Genomic DNA, 17,362 nt, shown 5'->3' on the forward strand with positions numbered 1-17,362 from the left:
ATTGCGCCATGAGCTGGACGACGACGGTGCATCCGTGGTCGTACGACTTCGACTACCTGGGCCATCTGACCGCCGCCGCCTACACCAAGGCCTTCGAGCAAGCGCGCGTCGAGTACCTGCGCGACCGCTGGCACACTCGCCACCCCGCCTATGTCGTGGCCGCGCATCGCATGCAGTACCGCAAGGAGATCCTCGAGGAGACCGGCCCACTGCAGGTCGTGATCCAGCCGGTGCGCGTCGGCCGATCGAGCGTCGACCTCGCCGAGCTGCTCCTCGATGCCGAAGGCACCGTCTGCAATCGCTCCGAGGCGACCCTCGTGGCGTGGGATGCCCTGGCCCGCACCGCACGCCCGTTCACGGCGGACGAGCGCGTTGCGCTCACCGCCGACCTCGACACCGATCCCCCACCACCCGCCGCGGGGCCGACCCCCGCCGACACACAGGAGACCGAGAGTCACGATGACCGCTGAACACACCACCGGAAAGCGAATCCTGGTCACCGGCGGCGCCGGCGAGATGGGCGCACACGCCTGTCGAGCGCTCGTCGGCGCCGACGAGGTCGCCGAAGTACTCATCGCCGACCGAAACGAGCAGGCCGCCAAGGCGTTGGCCGACGAGCTCGGCGCCGGTGCGACTCCCCTCGCGCTGGACATCTCCGACGCCGCGGCCCTCACCGACGCACTCACCGGTGTCGACTTCGTGCTCAACACGACGGGGCCGTTCTACCGCTTCGGCCCGCTGGTCCTGCGCGCCGCGATCGCGACACACACGCACTACCTCGACATCTGTGACGACTTCGAGCCGACCCTGGACATGCTCGACCTCGACGCGGAGGCACGCGCGGCGGGCATCACGGCCGTGATCGGCGTCGGCGCGAGCCCCGGTATCAGCAATCTCCTCGGCGTCCTCGCGATGAACGAGTGCGACGAGGTGGAGACGGTCTACACCTCGTGGCGGGCCTCCGGGTTCCAGCGTGCCGAGGTCGACACCGGTGTGCAGTCCTCCGCCGCGATCGAACACTGGATGCACAACTGCACCGCGACGATCAAGGTCTGGCGCGACGGCGGGCTCGCCGACGGACAGCCGCTCGAGGAGCGCACGATCAGCTACCCGGGGCGGGGTGCGGCATCGGTCTGGGTGTGTGGTCACCCCGAGCCGCTGACCCTCCCCCGGTCCCGCGACGGCGTGCGGGAGTCGCTCAACCTCATGACCTCACGTCCGCTGCTGATGGAGGCGCTGATCCGCACCGCGGGCCGGGTGCACTCCGGTGAACTCGATGTCGCCGGGGCGGGCCGAGCGCTGGTGCTGGAGCCGAACACCATGGGGTCGGCGGCGGGGCCCGCGCCGTCGCTGCCGGTGCTCTTCGCTCTCGCCGAAGGCACCAAGGGCGGCAAACGAATCCGCGTCGGCGCCCGGCCGCTCGTGGTCCCCGACGACAGCATGGGCACGATGACCGGTATCCCGCTGGCCGTGGCGACCCTCATGGCCGCGCGCGGTGAGGTCGACCGGCCGGGTGTGCACGGGCCCGAGGTCATCGACGCCGCCACCTTCTTCGACGACCTGGCGCAGTACGCCCGGCATGGCTCCGCCGAGGAACATCCGGACGGGGTCGTGGAGGTCGTGGTCGAGGAGATCACCGCCTGACCGACCGCTGCAAAGGGGTGGCACCGCGATCCGGTGCCACCCCTTTTGTCGTCCATGCGGAAACCCTGAAGTCGCTGCAACTGTCGGACCCGCCCAGCGCTCATGCCGAACTGGGCGGGTCGAAAGTCTTCGTCACACGACCGGCGTCGCAACCCCCGAAACTCGGCGGTCGGCGAGCTCGGCGGCGGACGCCGCCGCCACCTCGGCGGCCGCTCGTTCACCGGCGATCACCGCGCCTTCCATCGAACCGGTCCAGACGGGCGAGGTCTCCGAGCCCGCGAAGTGCACCCGACCGGCCACCGCGACCGAGCCCGGCCCGCACGTGGTGACGAGCCCGGGCGACCAGATCGGCACGCACCCCGTCGTCCAGCGCTCTTCGGTCCAGTTCATCTCGTGGTACTCGACCGGGTTCAGCGCCTCCTCGCCGAACGCCCTGGCCAAACCAGCCAGGACCGCCGCTCGACGACGGGCCGGGTCGGCAGGCATGGGGTCGGGCAGATCGGCACTGCGTCCGCCGTCCCCGCGCGCGAAACCGACCAGGACACCCTCTTTTTCGCCGGGCGCGGTGTCGTCGAAGGTCAGCATGAGCGGCGCGGAGTCGCTCATGCTCGCGCCACTGAGACCCTTGCGGCGCCAGAAGGGCTCCGAATAGACCACGTGGACCTTGAAGGCGTGCGCCATCGCCAGCCGCTCGCCCAGGTTCCGCTGCGGCAACGGGAGCTGGGGATCGATACTGATCGCGGTGCGATCGGCCGGGCTCATCGCGATCACCACGCGGCGGGCACGGTGGGTGACGCCCGCGGTGTCGACCTCGACATGGTCGTCGAACTGCCGGATCGCGAGCGTCGGCACGCCGAGGACGAGCCGGTCGCCGAGTTCGGCGGCCATTCTGATGCTCAGCTCGGCCGAACCGCCGGTGAACGAACGCTCGGAGCCGCCCGACAGGGAGGCGAGCAAGGCTTCCACGCCGCCGATCGCGCGGATGTGGCGCAGAACGTAGAACAACGACAGGTCACCCGGCTGGGCTCCCAGTGTCAGGGCACCGATGATGGCCCACAGCGTGCGTGCCGTCGCGGTCTTGGTGGTGCGGTTCACCCACGACGCGAACGTGCGGGCATCCAGTGCCGCGGCTTCGGGCGTCGCGAGCGCGTCGTCGCCGTCCGGACAGCGCTTGCACCAGCGGTCGAGCCGAATCAACGACTGCATGAAGTCCGCCGACCCCACGGGGTCCGCCGACCACGGCATCGAGCCGTCGAACCGGATGACGCGACCGCGCCGCTCGAAGACCGACTTGCCGTGCTCATGGTGCGGCCAGGTCGCCACCCCGAGCTCGTCTCCCAGTGCGATGAGCCGCTTGTACTCCGGTCCGACGAGCTGGCCGCCTTCTTCGGCGAATCGACCGTTGACGAGTTGATGGGTCTTGGTGCGCCCGCCGACTCTGTCCCGTGCTTCGAGGACTCGCAGAGACGTGATACCCGCCTGATCGAGACGTCGCGCGGCGACCAGCCCCGAAAGGCCTGCACCGACAACGATCACATCGACCATCGCGTTCTCGTATTCCATGGGGTCCTCCTACAGCACTGTCCGGATGTCGTAGTCCAGCTTCGTGACCGAGGTCACTGACGCTCTACTACAACCCCCACAAGGTGCGAACCGCCGGTGGTGCACAATTCACCTGCCGATAACCGAGCCGCCCAGGGTGCTCGGCCCAAGACCCGGAATTCACACTCGGTGTACCGGTTCGGAAGCACTTCGGCCGGCTCCCCTCAGCGCCGCAGCGCGCTCGGCCGACAGTTCACGGCCACCGGTGCCGCTCGAGTGCCGTCGCATCCGGGGCCGGTATCAGCGTCGGCGACCCGCGGTGTGCATGCCGCACAGCTCGGCCCGAGGAGCTGGTGCGCATGTGCGTGGATCGTCACGCACGAGGCGGTGAGTCTAGAGATCAGCGTCACATCGTCCGCAGTGACGCCTTCGTGGGCGGGGACAACCCGTCGGGACACTTCGAACAGATCGGATGGACACCGTGGCTGAAGAAACGACGACCGGCGCAACCCTTCGGAGGGCCGACCGCAACGCTCCGATCAGCGAGATCCTCGGGATCCTCGCAGCGGACGGCGCGGTGATCATCGAGCGCTTCCTGACGGCCGACCAGGTAGCTCGACTCAATACCGACATCGAGCCCTCGCTGCAGGCCATCCGTCCCGGGTCGCGGGTCGACGACGACGGGATGCAGGTCTTCTTCGGCGCCAACACCAAGCGGTTGACCAACATGATCACCCACAGCGAGACCTTCCGGAAGGAGATCATCGACGACGACGTGCTCCACGCGCTGAGCGACGGCATCTTCCTCGAGGAGGCCGGCAGTTACTGGATGGTGACCGGCCAGGTGATCGAGATCGGTCCGGGCAACGCCGCGCAGCCGCTGCACCGCGACCTCGAGAACTGGTACCCATTCCTGAGCCTGGGACCGGCCGGCCCGGAGACCGGCGTGAACTTCTTCTTCGCGCTGACCGAGTTCACCGAGGAGAACGGCGCCACCCGCGTGATCCCGGGCAGCCACACCTGGCCGGACTACGAGGACCGAGGCACACCCGAGCAGACCATCCCCGCCACCATGAACGCCGGCGACGTCCTGCTCTTCAGCTCCAAACTGGCGCACGGCGGCGGCGCGAACGTGACCACCGACTTCTACCGCCGGGCGCTCAGCATCGGCCTCTCCCCCAGCATCCTCACCGGCGAGGAGGCCTACCCATTCCTCGTCTCCATGGAGACGGCGCGCACGCTGTCGCCGCGGGTGCAGAGCCTGATCGGCTTCCGCTCGCAGTACCCGAAGGGCACCGCGGGTTTGTGGATGAGCGACTACCACGAGCTCTCGGACTACCTGGGGCTCTGAGCGGTCCCCGAGCGGCACGCATTCTGCACGAAAAATGGCTGGTCAAACATGGAACGCCATGTCTGACCAGCCACCCGCGCCTCGACCGAGCCCTCACCGGCTCCGGTCCTATTCGGGCAGTCCCGCGTGACCGAACCACGCCTCGACGACACCGCAACACTCCCGTGGCGTTTGTCGAAGTAGGGCACGGTTTCCAGCACAATCAAGCGATGCTCGAATGGGTGCGCGCCGCTGGCGCACGAGCGCGGATGAAGTCGACCGCGCTGCGTTCGCGAATGGACCGGGCGGCACTGAGTCGCCGCACAGGTCGGATCCGATTGTTCGCCGCGGTTGGGCTCATGCTGGTCGCCGGACTGGTCGTGGCGTTCGCTGCCTACGGGCTCCTTCGCTGGATTACGCCTGTCGATGAGGCCAAGGCCGCGGCCGAGATCGACGTGACCAGGATGGCGTTGACGGTTGTGGCGGGTGTGGGTGGTGTGGTCGCGCTGGTGATCGCCTACAGACGCCAGCGTGATCTCGAGCAGGGCCGGTTCGTGGAGCGCTTCGGCGCCGCGGCGGCCCAGCTCGGGGCGACCGACGTCGCCGTCCGAATCGCCGGGGTGTACGCGATGGCCGGCGCCGCCGACGAATCCGAGGGCCTACGCCGCCAACAGTGCATCGATGTCCTCTGTGGCTACCTGCGCCTGCCCTATGACGCCGAGCACGGCGCCAGTGGCCGGACCAAGTTCGTGGTCAAGGCGCCCCGCGTCGAGCACGGGCGAGTTCGTGGGGAAACCGAGGAACACATCGAGTATCGGCAGAATGACAGCGAGGTCCGGAAGACCATCGTGCGAGTGATTGCCGATCGTCTGCGACCGGAGGCCGAATACAGTTGGTCGGCAAGCGACTTCGACTTCCGCACCGCTCACCTCGAAGACGTCGACTTGAGCCGTGCGGCATTCTCCGGCGCCGCGAGGTTCGCCGAGACAACGTTCACCGGTGCCGCGACGTTCGAAGGCGCGACATTCACCCGTAGCGCCATTTCGAAGACGCGACGTTCACCGGCTTCACCACCTTCGACGAGGCGACCTTCACCAGCGCCGCAAACTTCAGTAAGGCGACGTTCACCCGCGTCGCCTCCTTCGACGGGGCGATGTTCAACGGTGACGCGATCTTCGACAAGGTGGCGTTCACCAGCAGCTCCACGTTCAACAAGGCGACGTTCACCGCCGACGCCACCTTCGAAGAAGCGACGTATACCGGGCTGTCCGTGTTTCAGGAGGCGACGTTCAGTGACGCCACATTCGACCGGGCGACGTTCAGCGATGGCTGGTTCACCAAGGTGATCTTCACCAGCGACGCCAGGTTCGAAGAGGCGACGTTCATCGGCTTCGCCAAGTTCGACGGGACGACGTTCACCGGCGACGCGACGTTCGACGGAGCGACGTTCACCAGCTTCGCCAAGTTCGACGGGGCGACCTTCACCGGCAACGCCACGTTCCACGATGCGACGTTCACCACCAACGCCACGTTCGAAGAGGCGACGTTCGCGGGCATATCCAGTTTCGTAGCTGCCGACTTCGGCTCGGGGCGAATAGCCTTCACCCGGCCGCGGCAGTGGGGTCCGCCGCCGCCGGTGTTCGATTGGGGCAATGATGGCGTCGGGAAGCCGAACAATGTCGAACCACGAAAATGGCCGCCCGTCGCGAGCACCATGAACTCCCCACGCGTACGCGACCGCACAGCGGTCGAGAATTGATCCCTCTCGACCGCACCGAGCTGGGTCGAGGGTATGCGGGCTGGCCGTTGGCGACTCGTCCGGAGTTGGGGGGTGTTGGCGTGGCTCATGCGTCAAGAACGATCCGGGAGCCGCACCGCGGCGGCTGATCGCACATGCACAGGGTTCCCATGATCAGTCGCCGCTTCGGTGTGGCCGGTCGCACCTCGCACTCCGGATCGATTCTGGCCCAATGTATCCGAGGACACTGGCGGGATCGAACAAGGGTCCGAGCCGATGGTCAGCCCCGAGTACCCGGCAACCGCGACAAAATCGCGTCGAACATCTCGTCAACGATCTGCGGAGTGACCCTTGTACCACCGAAAGTGATGGTGGGTGGAGCAGGGTGCCCCACGCCAGGGACAGTCCACCGCGGCATTTCCTCGTATTCCTTGAACCGCACAGCCTTGGCGAACACGTCGTACACACCGCGCTCGGTGAATGCCGCGCACTCACTGCCGTCCAGCGCCGGCGAGCGGTCGACCAGACACAAGATCGCCTCCTGAGCGGGGATTCCCAGATACGTGCGTGCCATGGACTCCCGGCTGGCCGAGATCTCGGGAAAGGTGTCGATCCCCGGGTAGATCCCGAACTGCCACAATGCCTCCGCGACAGCCAGGCCCTGCGACGGCAGCGGCCGTCCGGCAGTGGGCCAGCGACGCCGATCCGTGATGTGGAAGTCGTTGTAGACCTCGCGTCCATCGGCGATCAGTAACAGCTGCCGGAACATGCCCGACGGGTTCTTCATCTCGCCGCGGTCGGCGACCAACCGAAACATAGTGCCGTCGACTCGAACGTCGTAGTGGAGCCGAGTGCGGTAGTGCGGCGCCAGCCTCAGCTCACGCCTGAGGTCAGGCCGTTTGGTGCCGTCCACCTTCGCATGGAGTTTCCCATCCAATCCGGTTCTGACGGTGAAGGTGTAGGTGATCGATCGATCCGCCCGCAACGTCACTGTCAATCTGGCCGAGCGGCCCTCGTCGCGCCGGAGCGGCGCCCATTCCGGGTGCTGGCGATCCGGCGCGTTGGGGTGGATCTGCGAACTCGATCGTCGGGCAGAGGTGGCCGGTTCCGTGCCGGTCGAGCGCGTGGTGCGGTTCTCGTTCGATCGGGCTGGAGTCGCGGCAGGTGGCCGGCCGGTGGAGGTCGGGCCGTGGGATGGTGGCTGGAACGCCTTCTCCAGGGTGTCCAGCAGCCTAGTCGTGTCTGCGCGGAAGGTTTCGTGGCGCAGGTGAACGGCGTTGCGAAAGGCCAGGGTCTGCAGCGCGGGCGGCAGGTGTGCCTGGCTCGGCATCGCGGCGCCGTCGACGAGCACCGATATCACCCGAATGTTGCGGGACAGCGCTGCAGCGATCTCTGCAGCGACGAGATCGCCGGGGGTATCGAGTCGACGCTGCCCTTGCGTGTTGGTGACTGTCGCCCAGCGTTGTCCGATCAGCGCCAGCAGTACAGTGCAACGGCCGATCGCGTCGGCTACGACCTCGGTGAAATCGACACCGGGTTCGATCGAGTCGATGTCCATGAAGACTCGATCATCGCCGAACCTATCTGTGAGCCGGTCGAAGAGTCTGCCTGCGACGTGTTGGGTGTCCTCGCGCCGGTAGCTCAAAAACACCATCCCGGGACGTCGCGCTGCCGATTCGATCGTGACCACTTCACCTCCCAGGTCTGCCCGGAACGGGCACTACGAGAGTATGGCTGGGCCGGACTTGTTCGGATAGGAGATTTGCGGGCGATGCCGTGGTTCCCGGAGTGGTTTCCCCCGTTGCGGGTGAGGTTGTCGGATTGTCGCCTTGGCAGAGTCGGCGGTATCGGCCGGTTGGCGATCCTGGGTGGAGGGCCAGTATGACGACGCACGCGCGCGGTGCTACGGAGCAGACACGCTCGATAGGGCAGGCAGCACGCTCGTATTTCGACTTCGACAACGACCGCGACTTCACCGACGTGAGTCGCGGCCTTGTCGCGGAATTGCCGAACGACGGTGTGATCACCGACGAGTCCGGTGCGGTGGTGTGCTGGCCTTCGCCTCTGCGAGGAACGTCAGTGCCGGAAAGGTTGCCGTGGCGGTCTGTCGTGCGGCCGGCTCGCCGATCGCGATCAGAGCGCGCAGCCGTTCGAACGTCAGCGTTGACGGAACAGGCATGGAAACGCTTTCGGGTCAGGTCCGCGTCTTGCGGACACGCTGCCAGCCCTCGGCCGCCCACGGGGCGTACCGGATCCGGGTCGGCAATCGGCTGAGGAGCGGGTCGAGTGCGCGAACCGTGGCCGCGGCACGCTGGAATCGGCGCTCGCGGCGCTCGTCCCAGTCCAGCGCGCAGACCGCGCGCAGTTGCGGTGGCAACGTTCCGACGATCATCGTGCGGATGTAACCGTTCAGCGGCGCGGCCAGCACGGTCCAGATCGGCGACGGTACCGACGAGGGTCCGGGCACACCCTTGCGGATGTATCCGGTCGCGTAGGTCAGCGTCTTGTTGGGTGCGAAGCGGTCGAGCATGCCGTCCCAGTACGCGACGAACTCGTCGTAGGTCTGCGGCTGGCTGCGGGCGCTGACCCCGTAGTGCCGGTACCAGATCTTGCTCTCCTCGAAGATCTGGGCCTTCTCCTCGTAGGACAGCTTGCGCACGAAAGTGTCTGTGCAGTAGAGGATCTGGTCGACGAACGTCGCATGCGCCCAATAGAACAGCTCGGGGTTGAGGGCGTGATAGCGCGAGCCGTCGGGCATCTCCCCCTTGATGTTCTTGTGGAAGTCGCGGACCGTGTTCCCCCACGTGTAGGGCTCGTCGCTGTAGACGGCCTTCAGCACCGGGGGCGCGGTGCGCATGGCGCGGCCGAGGAAGTCACCGAAGATGATCGAATGGTCGGTGACCCCCTGCGCGAGCTCGGCGACCGCGTTCTCGGTGCCGGCCAGCCGCTGGAAGCCGAACAGCTGAACTCGGTAGTCGCCGTAGAACTTCCAGATCAGCGAGTCGGGGCCGAGCCGTGGCGCGGAGTCGATGTGCTGCTCGTCCACCACCATCGGTTCCGCGTCGCGGACCAGCTCGCGATAGGAGGTGTGGGTAGGTTGCTCGGTCATCACGCACTCCGCCGGGAGTGGTTGTGCGCGCCGCTCGCGCGGCGCGCCAGCCGGATCGGCAAGTTGTCGACCGGGTAGGGGCCGGTGCCGAAACCGATGCGGGGCTGGTAGCCGCGGGGCACACTCCACGCGTACCGCAGCAGCATCTTGTGCAGGATCGTCTTGGCTTCCATCCCACCGAAATACATGCCGATGCACTTGTGGGCACCGCCACCGAACGGCGCGAAAGTGGTGCGATGACGTTTGTCCTCGCGCCGGTCCGGGGCGAATCGTTCCGGATCGAAGCGGTCGGGGTCGGACCACCACGGTTCCATCCGGTGCCCGGACGACAGTGCCAACCCGATCAGAGTGCCCTTCGGCACGTAGTGGCCGAGAATCGAGGTGTCGGCCACGGCTTCGCGGGCGAGCATGCCCACCGGCGAGCACATGCGCAGGGTCTCCTTGAACACCAGATCCAGGGACGGCAGCTGTTCCAGGTCGTCATAGTCGAGGGAGTCCTTGCCAAGGGCCAGGCTCTCGGCCCACACGCGCTCCTGCCAACCCGGGCGCTGGGCAAGGAAATACGTCATCATGGCGATGGTCGTGGTCGTCGTGTCGTGGGCCGCCATGAGCAGGAAGATCATGTGGTTGATGACGTCGTCGTCGCTGAACTCGGCCCCGGTCTCGTCTTTGGCCCCGCACAACACCGAGAACAGGTCGGTGCCCGGGTCGGCGCGCTTGGCGGCCAGCTGGGAACGGAAGTACTCCTCGAGGACCTTTCGCCCACGCAGGCCCGCGTGCCAGCGACCACCGGGAATGTCGGCGCGCACGATCGCCAAGGTGGCCTCGACGGACGTGGTGAACGCGCGATGCAGCCGCCGTGCTTCGGATCCGAGCCGGGCACCCATGAACACCGAGGACGCGATGTCGAGGGTGAGCTGTTTGGCGGTGGGGTACATCATGAATTCGGCGCTGGGTTCCCACCGGGCCAGCGACTCGTCGATGGTCTCGTTCATGGTGGCGAGGTAGCCGACCAGGCGGGGCCGGGTGAAGGCCTGCTGCAGGATGCGGCGATGGAACATGTGCTCCTCGGCGTCCATCAGGATGATGCCGCGCCGGAAGAACGGTCCCAGGAACCGAGTCCAGCCCGAGCTGGCGAAGGTCCGGTCGCGGTTGGCGAGCACCTCCCCGGCGGCCTCCTCACCCACCGCGAGCACCAGCCGGGTACCGAACGCACTGGTCCAGTGCACGGGACCGTAGCGGTCGTGGAGCAGACGCTGCATGCCGAGCAGGTCGTCGAAGACGTTGAGCGAGTAGCCGACCAGCGGCAGCCCACCGTCACCTCGGACGGGCAGTAGCCCGCTGCCCGCCGGGGGCTGCGCCAGATCGGAGGGCCGGGCGGGCAGGCGCAGGGCAGCGCCGAGGATCACCGATTCCGCTTGCCGGGCAAGTGCTGTGATCATGACCGCTGCGCCTGTCCGGCCAGCCGGCGCCGGTATTCGGCGCGCTCGGCGCTGTCGTTTGCCGCGAGCCCGCGGTCACGAAGTCCGCCCACCCGCAGCGTCGTGTCGACGACTGCGCCGGGCAGTACCCGGGTCACGTCGACGGCGGCGCCGAGCCAGCGCGGCAGGACCACCTCGGCCCGCCGGTGGCGGACGCTGTCGACGATCGCGCGGGCGACATCCTCGGGTTCCAGCGACAGCGCGCTGGGCAGGCTCGCGCCCGAACCCAGATCGGTGTGCACCAGGCTCGGCATGACCGTGCTGACACTCACGCCGTGTTCGGCAACCTCGGCGCGCACCGACGTGCTCAAACCCACCACCGCGTGCTTGGTACCGCAGTAGACCGCCCCACCGGGGGTCGGCATCTTGCCGGCCAGGGAGGCGACATTGACGATATGGCCGCGCCCGCGCTCGATCATGCCCGGCAGCGCGGCCTGCATCCCGTGGATCGGGCCCCAGAAGTTCACGTTGATCTGCGCGGCGCTGATGTTGGTGGGCTCGTCGAGGAACGTGCCCAGCGGCATGATGCCGGCGTTGTTCACCAGGATGTCGACCGGCCCGGCCGCGGCCAGGAAGTCGTCGATCGAGGCGCGCGAGGTCACGTCGAGAACGGCACCGCGACTGCCGATTTCCTTCGCGGTCGTCTCGACCGTCACGGCGTCGAGATCGCCGATCGTGACCGCGGCGCCCCTGGCGGCGAACAGCGCGGCGGTCGCCCGGCCGATGCCGCGGGCACCGCCGGTGACGGCCACGACGGCGCCGCGGAGATCTATTGGTGGGTAATGCGTCAGCAGGGACATCGTTGTTCCTTCTCTTCTACCGAGGTTCAGAGACCGAATCGGCCCGAGCCGCGGCCCTGGATCAGTCGGGCCGCCGCGCCGAAAACGGCACGGCGAGCGGGGGTGTAGGGGAACCAGAACACGTCGTTGTCGAGTGTCGGAATCCAATTGGCGGCAACGACTTTCGTGTGGGTGAACTTCAGCAGTCCGGTCTCCGACAGCCGGGAGCCGACACCCGACTTCTTCCATCCGCCCTGCGGCACATCGGCGCACACCATGTTGGCGACGAAGTCGTCGATCGACACCGCGCCGGTGTCGAGCCGGTCGGCGACGCGTTTGCCCTCGGCGACCGTGGCCGCGAAAACCGATGCGGACAAACCGAATTCGGAGTCATTGGCGAGATGGATAGCTTCGTCGGCGTCGGCGACGCGCACGATCGGCAGCACCGGGCCGAAGGTCTCCTCCCGCATGACGGCCATGGAGTGGTCCACGTCGACCAGCACGGTCGGCTCGAACCAGTTGCCCGGCCGGTCGATCCGGTTGCCGCCGGTCAGGATCCGCGCCCCCTTGTCCACCGCGTCGCGGACCTGGCGGTCGACGATCTGAAGTTGCGGCGGGTGGATCAGGGCACCGACATCGCTGTGATCGTCGACGCCGGACCGCAGCTGTCGCACCTTGGTGACTACCCGATCCACGAACTCGTCGTAGGCGGACTCGTGCACGTAGACCCGTTCGAAGCCCATGCACACCTGACCGTTGTTGGCGAAGCCGCCGTACACCGCGCAGTTGGCCGCGCGAGCGATATCGGCGCCCGCGAGCACGATGAGCGGATCCTTACCGCCCAGTTCGAGGCTGACCGGGATGAGGTTCTCGGCCGCCCGCACCGCGACCCGCCGGCCCGTGGCCACCGATCCGGTGAACTGGATGTAGTCGGCCGCGTCCACCAGCGCGCTACCGACCTCACCGCCGCCGATCAGCACATCGAGAACCGGTGGGGCGCCGATGTCTTCGCGCCAGCCCCGCACCGCCTCGATGACCACGCGCGGATTGACCTCGGAGGGCTTCAGCGCGACCGCCGACCCGGCCAGCAGGGCGGGGATGGCGTCGCCGAGGGTCAGCAGCAGCGGGAAGTTCCAGGCCCCGATGACACCGACGAGCGGGAACGCGGACCGGTGCACGGTGTAGCGCTTGCCGAAGGTCAGCGGCGACGAGCCGCGGACCGGCCGCGGCTCGAGCAGCGCGGGCGTCACCCGCAGGTAGTAGTCGATGATCTCCGGGATCAGGGTGGTCTCGAGGGTCGGCTCGTTGCGGACCCGACCGCCTTCCTCCATCGCGATCTCGATCAGGCGCGTGGCGTTGTCGAACAACCACTTTCGGTACCGTTTGATCCAGACGGCTCGGCCTTTGGCACCGATGCGCGCCCATTCGACCTGGGCGGTGCGCAGCCGCTGAGCGACCGCGTCGACGTGCGCGGCGTCGTGCGCCACGATCTCCTCGATGAGCGTGCCGTCGGCGGGGCGGTGGATCTTCAATGTCGTCATCGGCGGGTTCACTTCCGCAGCTGCTGGGCGGCGCGCAGCAACCGGCCGAACGGGACGCGGATCGCGGCGGGCAGCTCCCGGGCGGCCAGCATCGGGCCGGCGAGCGACACGGTGAAGACGCTGCCGAAGGCGGGACTGGTGACGTCGTGCTCGACGCCGTCGATCGTGACGGTGCCCGCCAAGCTGACGTAGCCGGTGATGAACGCGACCTTGCTGCCGCCGGGCGCGGTCTTGATCGCACGCTGTGCGGCGGGGAGCCGGGTGATGGTGATGTCCACCGAGCCGGCCGGGTTGCTGTCGGTCAGGCGGAACTTGTGGGTGTAGGAGACACCGTCGTAGGTGCGGCGTTCGAGGACGTCGATCGTTCCGGTGACGAACAGGTGGTGTTCGCGGCCGTCGGCGCAGATCGACGCGAACGGCACCGCCTCGCCGTCCCGAATGAACCCCCCGGCCTGTACGACGACGCCCGAGGGCCCCGCCGCCGGTGACCAGTACCAGTTCCAGCCCTCCACAAACGTGGGCGGCTTTACCTCACCCAGGTAGGGCTCGAGCCAGCCGAGGGTGCCGTAGAGGTGCTCCATGTAGCCCAGTCCGGTGACGTCGTACGTCTCGTCTCCGACGCGGATCGTGCCCTTGGCGTCGGCGCGGTAGATCACCCAGTGCTTGAGCTGGTTTCCGATGTAGCCCTCGCGAGCCTCGGTGACGTCGGCGGTGTAGTCCAGGTGGGCTTCGATCCGCGCACCACTGCTCGCTTCGCCGTCCACATCCAGTGTGTAGGAAGGGTATGCGCCCCGCATGCGGTTGCGGCCCAGAGTCACGTCCATCGATGTCGCGCTCGCCCGGATGGAGTCGCGGGTCAGCGGCCCGCTGCCGAAGTCGGCGAAGATGCCGCCCTCGGGGGAGATGATGACCCGCCGATGTTCCTCGATCACCCCGTCGAACTTGGAGAAAATCGAGATCAGGGTCATGCCGTGGATGGGGGCACCCGGCGCCTCGATCTGGACGTTCGCGTACCACCACTCGATCGGATGCCGCTGCGGGCTTGCCGCTTCGCCGACGACCGATGGGTCCAGGTGCTCAGCTACCGACGTCACTGTCATCGCTCCTAAATCTGTAACGATTGCGTTCTAGATGAACTGTTACGGTAGCGTGGCAGATCTTGGCGACGTGGTCAAGGAGCGAGTCAGGAGACCCCGTGACACCCGCACAGCAGCGCGTCTACGGCGGCGAAACCGCCGTACAGCGGACCGAACGGCGACGCAAGGCGTTCATCGACTCCGCCGTTGCCGTGGTCGCGGCAGGCGGCTGGCGTCAGCTGAAGGTGGAGCGCATCGCCGAGCACGCCGGCATCGGCAAGCGCTACTTCTACGAGTGCTTCACCGACCTGGACGCGCTGGCCGCCGCCGTCATCGATGAACTGGGTACCGAGGTCCTGCTACTCGCGGTCGCCCCGGACAACACCGTCCCGCTGGAGCAGATGGTCCGCAGCATGGCCGCCAATCTCACCGAATACGCACTCGCGCAACCTGATCGGCTTCGCGTGTTGTTCAGCGAGATGGCCGCGACCGAGGCGGCCGTCCGGCGCCGCACCGAGGCCGTGCACCGGATCGTCGAAGTGCTCGCCGCGGAGGCTCGAGCGGTCCACGGCGACGACCACTCACTCATCGATGTCGCGGCCACCATGTTGGTAAACGGCAGCATCCAGGCCATCCTCGACTGGCTCGACGGCACGCTGGCGCTGACCCGGCAGCAATTCATCGACCACATCACGACGATGTGGCTGATGATCTCCGATGGCGTCCGGGCCGCCCACGGCCCACGGACCTGACACCGACCGGCCGAGTCGCCCGACGAGGCACTCGCCGCCGGCATCTCGCCCTCTCCGACATCCGAACCGCGACGATCTGTGACCCGAATCACGATCCAGCGAGGCGTGCGGGAGTCGATGGCGGGGCATGAGAGGGATTTCAGACCCCCAACAAAAGCCTCTTATTGCACGTATAGTGCACGAAAAAAGGCAGGCCATCGCCAAAAAGGCTCTGACCTGCGGTTTTTAAGTGGTCCCAGCTGGTTTCGAACCAGCGACCTTCCGCGTGTGAGGCGGACGCTCTCCCGCTGAGCTATGGGACCTAACACTGTGTCGAGAGGTTTTGGAGGGCCTCTCGAACGAGATGGAACATTAGCACGGCGCACCCGGGTGACACCAAATCGCCTCGTGAACGGGGGCTTCGGGGTCCACAGCGTGTTCTGTGGACCGCCGCCTGCGCGCTCGGATCGAGTCGGCGCTCCAGGCATTGAATGTTTTGATGCGCATATCTACGTTATTTCATGCTCGATGCTGAAGCATCAGAGTCGGCGTCACCCGGGAGGCGGCCGCCCGGGCAGCCGGCATGGCCGAAGAGTCTCCAGCCACTGCGGCGCGGGCGACAGCTCGATCGCGAGCTCGGCCCGACCGGGAGGTCCGTCCCCCGTCCGCAGCCGTCACGGACGATTCGGCGCGCATCGGCCGCCGCTACACCCCACGAAGGACCGAACAACACCCCTGTAATTCACATTTAGGCCCATCTACCAGCCGATTTGTAGTCTGCGCCGACCGTCGGCTAATGTTTTCCTCGCACCACGGAGAGCAGCCAAGCCGCAAGGCGGACAGCCTCCGGAAGTGCGAATGCGGATGTAGCGCAGTGGTAGCGCATCACCTTGCCAAGGTGAGGGTCGCGGGTTCAAATCCCGTCATCCGCTCGAGAGGTAGGTTAGACATTCATGTCCATCCTCCTTTGCGCGGTGGAGTGGCCGAGTGGTGAGGCAACGGCCTGCAAAGCCGTGCACACGGGTTCGATTCCCGTCTCCACCTCGCGCGATTAGCTCAGCGGGAGAGCGCTTCCCTGACACGGAAGAGGTCACTGGTTCAATCCCAGTATCGCGCACCACAAGAAGGCCCCGGTTTCGACCGGGGCCTTCTTGCGTTTCCGGGCCCGACGGGCCACGGCATGTAACCCAGGTCACTCCCGGCCCGGATTCCGTCGGCGCTCCCCTAGGATCGGCACTCGGCGTCGCCGGGCCGGTGACGGCGACGCGGACCAGCAGTACGGAGGGGCGAGCAGTTGAGGCAGATCCTGTTGTCGGCGGGGATCGCCCTGTTCGTCACCATCACGCTCACCCCGGTCCTGATCCGGGTGTTCGCGCGCCGCGGCTTCGGGCAGGAGATCCGGATCGACGGACCCGCCAGCCACCAGACCAAACGCGGCACCCCGACGATGGGCGGACTCGCGATCGGCGCGGGCGTGTGGGCGGGATTCCTCGGCTCGCACCTGATCGGCCTGCTGTGGGACGCGCCGGGGCCCAGCGCTTCCGGCATTCTGGTGCTGCTGCTGGCCTCGGCACTGGGCATGGTCGGCTTCCTCGACGACTCGATCAAGCTGCGCAAACACCGCAATCTCGGCCTGACCGCGGCGGGCAAGTATCTCGGGCAGATCGGCGCCGCGGTGGTGTTCGCGGTGCTCGCGCTGCGTTTCCCCGGCGCGACCGGGCTCACCCCCGCCGGCCACAATCTCTCCTACGTCCGCGACATCAACACCATCGCCTTCGGGTCGCTGATCTTCGTCGCGTTCATCTGTCTGCTGGTGGTGGCGTGGTCGAACGCCGTCAACATCACCGACGGACTCGACGGGCTCGCGGCCGGCTCGATGAGCCTGACATTGGGCGCCTACGTGGTGATCACGCTGTGGCAGTTCGAGAACTCGTGTGAACTCAGCCCCGGGCGCGGCTGCTACAACGTGCGCGATCCGCTCGATCTCGCGGTCGTCAGCGCCGCCGCCGCGGGCGCGTGCATCGGGTTCCTGTGGTGGAACGCGGCGCCTGCCAAGATCTTCATGGGCGACACCGGCTCGCTCGGCCTCGGTGGTCTGGTGGCCGGACTGTCGATCACCAGCCGCACCGAATTGCTCGCGGTGGTGCTCGGCGCGCTGTTCGTCGCGGAGATCATGTCGGTGGTGCTGCAGATCGTCGTCTTCCGCACCACGCACACGCGGTTGTTCCGGATGGCGCCGTTCCATCACCACTTCGAATTGAACAACTGGCCCGAAACCGCGGTGATCATCCGGTTCTGGGTGCTGGCCGGCATCGCGTCGGCGATCGGGCTGTGCCTGTTCTACGGCGAGTACATCACCGCGCTGTAGCCGGGAACTGTCGGCCCGCCCCG

At 67.1% G+C, this 17,362-nt stretch carries 13 protein-coding genes, 4 tRNA genes and 1 pseudogene; 10 read left to right on the forward strand and 8 right to left on the reverse strand.

Features of this window, described 5'->3' with window-relative positions:
- Window positions 1-8 precede the first annotated feature (8 nt).
- Both AB0L91_RS01295 and AB0L91_RS01300 read left to right on the forward strand, forming a co-directional pair.
- Window positions 9-470 carry an acyl-CoA thioesterase gene (locus AB0L91_RS01295; RefSeq protein ID WP_357344816.1) on the forward strand — a complete coding sequence of 154 codons (462 nt, stop codon included), beginning with the start codon at window positions 9-11 and terminating at the stop codon, window positions 468-470.
- Window positions 460-1,644: a saccharopine dehydrogenase NADP-binding domain-containing protein gene (locus tag AB0L91_RS01300; protein WP_357344814.1), complete on the forward strand. Its 1,185-nt coding sequence runs from the start codon at window positions 460-462 to the stop codon at window positions 1,642-1,644. Before AB0L91_RS01295 ends, AB0L91_RS01300 begins: the two co-directional genes overlap by 11 nt.
- 132 nt (window positions 1,645-1,776) lie before the next feature.
- On the opposite strand, the gene AB0L91_RS01305 is transcribed toward AB0L91_RS01300, so the two are convergent.
- Window positions 1,777-3,207 (reverse strand): FAD-dependent oxidoreductase, encoded by a 1,431-nt coding sequence (locus AB0L91_RS01305; RefSeq protein ID WP_357344813.1) that lies wholly within the window; start codon window positions 3,205-3,207, stop codon window positions 1,777-1,779.
- A gap of 460 nt (window positions 3,208-3,667) precedes the next feature.
- On the opposite strand from AB0L91_RS01305, the gene AB0L91_RS01310 reads away from it, so the two are divergent.
- From AB0L91_RS01310 to AB0L91_RS01320, 3 genes and pseudogenes are all read left to right on the forward strand, one after another.
- Window positions 3,668-4,537, forward strand: a complete 870-nt coding sequence (locus AB0L91_RS01310; RefSeq protein WP_357344811.1) for a phytanoyl-CoA dioxygenase family protein — start codon at window positions 3,668-3,670, stop codon at window positions 4,535-4,537.
- Window positions 4,538-5,145: 608 nt separating this feature from the next.
- Window positions 5,146-5,496, forward strand: a pseudogene (locus AB0L91_RS01315) (hypothetical protein); the annotation flags it as partial.
- 203 nt (window positions 5,497-5,699) lie between these two features.
- The gene (locus AB0L91_RS01320; RefSeq protein WP_365006833.1) at window positions 5,700-6,275 is read left to right on the forward strand and encodes a pentapeptide repeat-containing protein; all 576 of its coding nucleotides are present in this window, start codon (window positions 5,700-5,702) and stop codon (window positions 6,273-6,275) included.
- 259 nt (window positions 6,276-6,534) lie between these two features.
- Here the strand turns inward: AB0L91_RS01320 and AB0L91_RS01325 are convergent, their stop codons facing one another.
- The 6 genes from AB0L91_RS01325 to AB0L91_RS01350 all read right to left on the reverse strand — a co-directional run bounded on the left by AB0L91_RS01325 (window position 6,535) and on the right by AB0L91_RS01350 (window position 14,258).
- Window positions 6,535-7,944 carry a toll/interleukin-1 receptor domain-containing protein gene (locus tag AB0L91_RS01325; protein ID WP_365006834.1) on the reverse strand — a complete coding sequence of 470 codons (1,410 nt, stop codon included), beginning with the start codon at window positions 7,942-7,944 and terminating at the stop codon, window positions 6,535-6,537.
- A gap of 504 nt (window positions 7,945-8,448) precedes the next feature.
- On the reverse strand, window positions 8,449-9,363 hold the full coding sequence (locus AB0L91_RS01330; protein ID WP_365006835.1) for an oxygenase MpaB family protein: 915 nt from the start codon (window positions 9,361-9,363) through the stop codon (window positions 8,449-8,451).
- On the reverse strand, window positions 9,363-10,805 hold the full coding sequence (locus tag AB0L91_RS01335; protein ID WP_365006836.1) for a cytochrome P450: 1,443 nt from the start codon (window positions 10,803-10,805) through the stop codon (window positions 9,363-9,365). Before AB0L91_RS01335 ends, AB0L91_RS01330 begins: the two co-directional genes overlap by 1 nt.
- A complete protein-coding gene (locus tag AB0L91_RS01340) occupies window positions 10,802-11,644 on the reverse strand; it encodes an SDR family oxidoreductase (RefSeq protein ID WP_365006837.1) in 843 nt (280 codons plus the stop codon). Before AB0L91_RS01340 ends, AB0L91_RS01335 begins: the two co-directional genes overlap by 4 nt.
- 26 nt (window positions 11,645-11,670) lie before the next feature.
- On the reverse strand, window positions 11,671-13,164 hold the full coding sequence (locus tag AB0L91_RS01345) for an aldehyde dehydrogenase family protein (RefSeq protein WP_365006838.1): 1,494 nt from the start codon (window positions 13,162-13,164) through the stop codon (window positions 11,671-11,673).
- Window positions 13,165-13,172: 8 nt separating this feature from the next.
- A complete protein-coding gene (locus AB0L91_RS01350; RefSeq protein WP_365006839.1) occupies window positions 13,173-14,258 on the reverse strand; it encodes a hypothetical protein in 1,086 nt (361 codons plus the stop codon).
- A gap of 101 nt (window positions 14,259-14,359) precedes the next feature.
- On the opposite strand from AB0L91_RS01350, the gene AB0L91_RS01355 reads away from it, so the two are divergent.
- Window positions 14,360-14,992 carry a TetR/AcrR family transcriptional regulator gene (locus AB0L91_RS01355; RefSeq protein ID WP_365006840.1) on the forward strand — a complete coding sequence of 211 codons (633 nt, stop codon included), beginning with the start codon at window positions 14,360-14,362 and terminating at the stop codon, window positions 14,990-14,992.
- Window positions 14,993-15,222: 230 nt separating this feature from the next.
- On the opposite strand, the gene AB0L91_RS01360 is transcribed toward AB0L91_RS01355, so the two are convergent.
- A tRNA-Val gene (locus AB0L91_RS01360) sits at window positions 15,223-15,294 on the reverse strand.
- Between the two features lie 537 nt (window positions 15,295-15,831).
- Here AB0L91_RS01360 and AB0L91_RS01365 point away from each other — a divergent pair.
- From AB0L91_RS01365 to mraY, 4 genes are all read left to right on the forward strand, one after another.
- A tRNA-Gly gene (locus tag AB0L91_RS01365) sits at window positions 15,832-15,903 on the forward strand.
- 41 nt (window positions 15,904-15,944) lie between these two features.
- Window positions 15,945-16,015: transfer RNA gene (locus AB0L91_RS01370), tRNA-Cys, on the forward strand.
- Between the two features lies 1 nt (window position 16,016).
- Window positions 16,017-16,091 (forward strand) — tRNA-Val (locus AB0L91_RS01375).
- A gap of 174 nt (window positions 16,092-16,265) precedes the next feature.
- Window positions 16,266-17,339: a phospho-N-acetylmuramoyl-pentapeptide-transferase gene (gene mraY / locus AB0L91_RS01380; RefSeq protein ID WP_355277444.1), complete on the forward strand. Its 1,074-nt coding sequence runs from the start codon at window positions 16,266-16,268 to the stop codon at window positions 17,337-17,339.
- Window positions 17,340-17,362: the final 23 nt, after the last annotated feature.

The organism is Nocardia sp. NPDC051833 (assembly GCF_040681225.1).
GTDB lineage: Bacteria > Actinomycetota > Actinomycetes > Mycobacteriales > Mycobacteriaceae > Nocardia.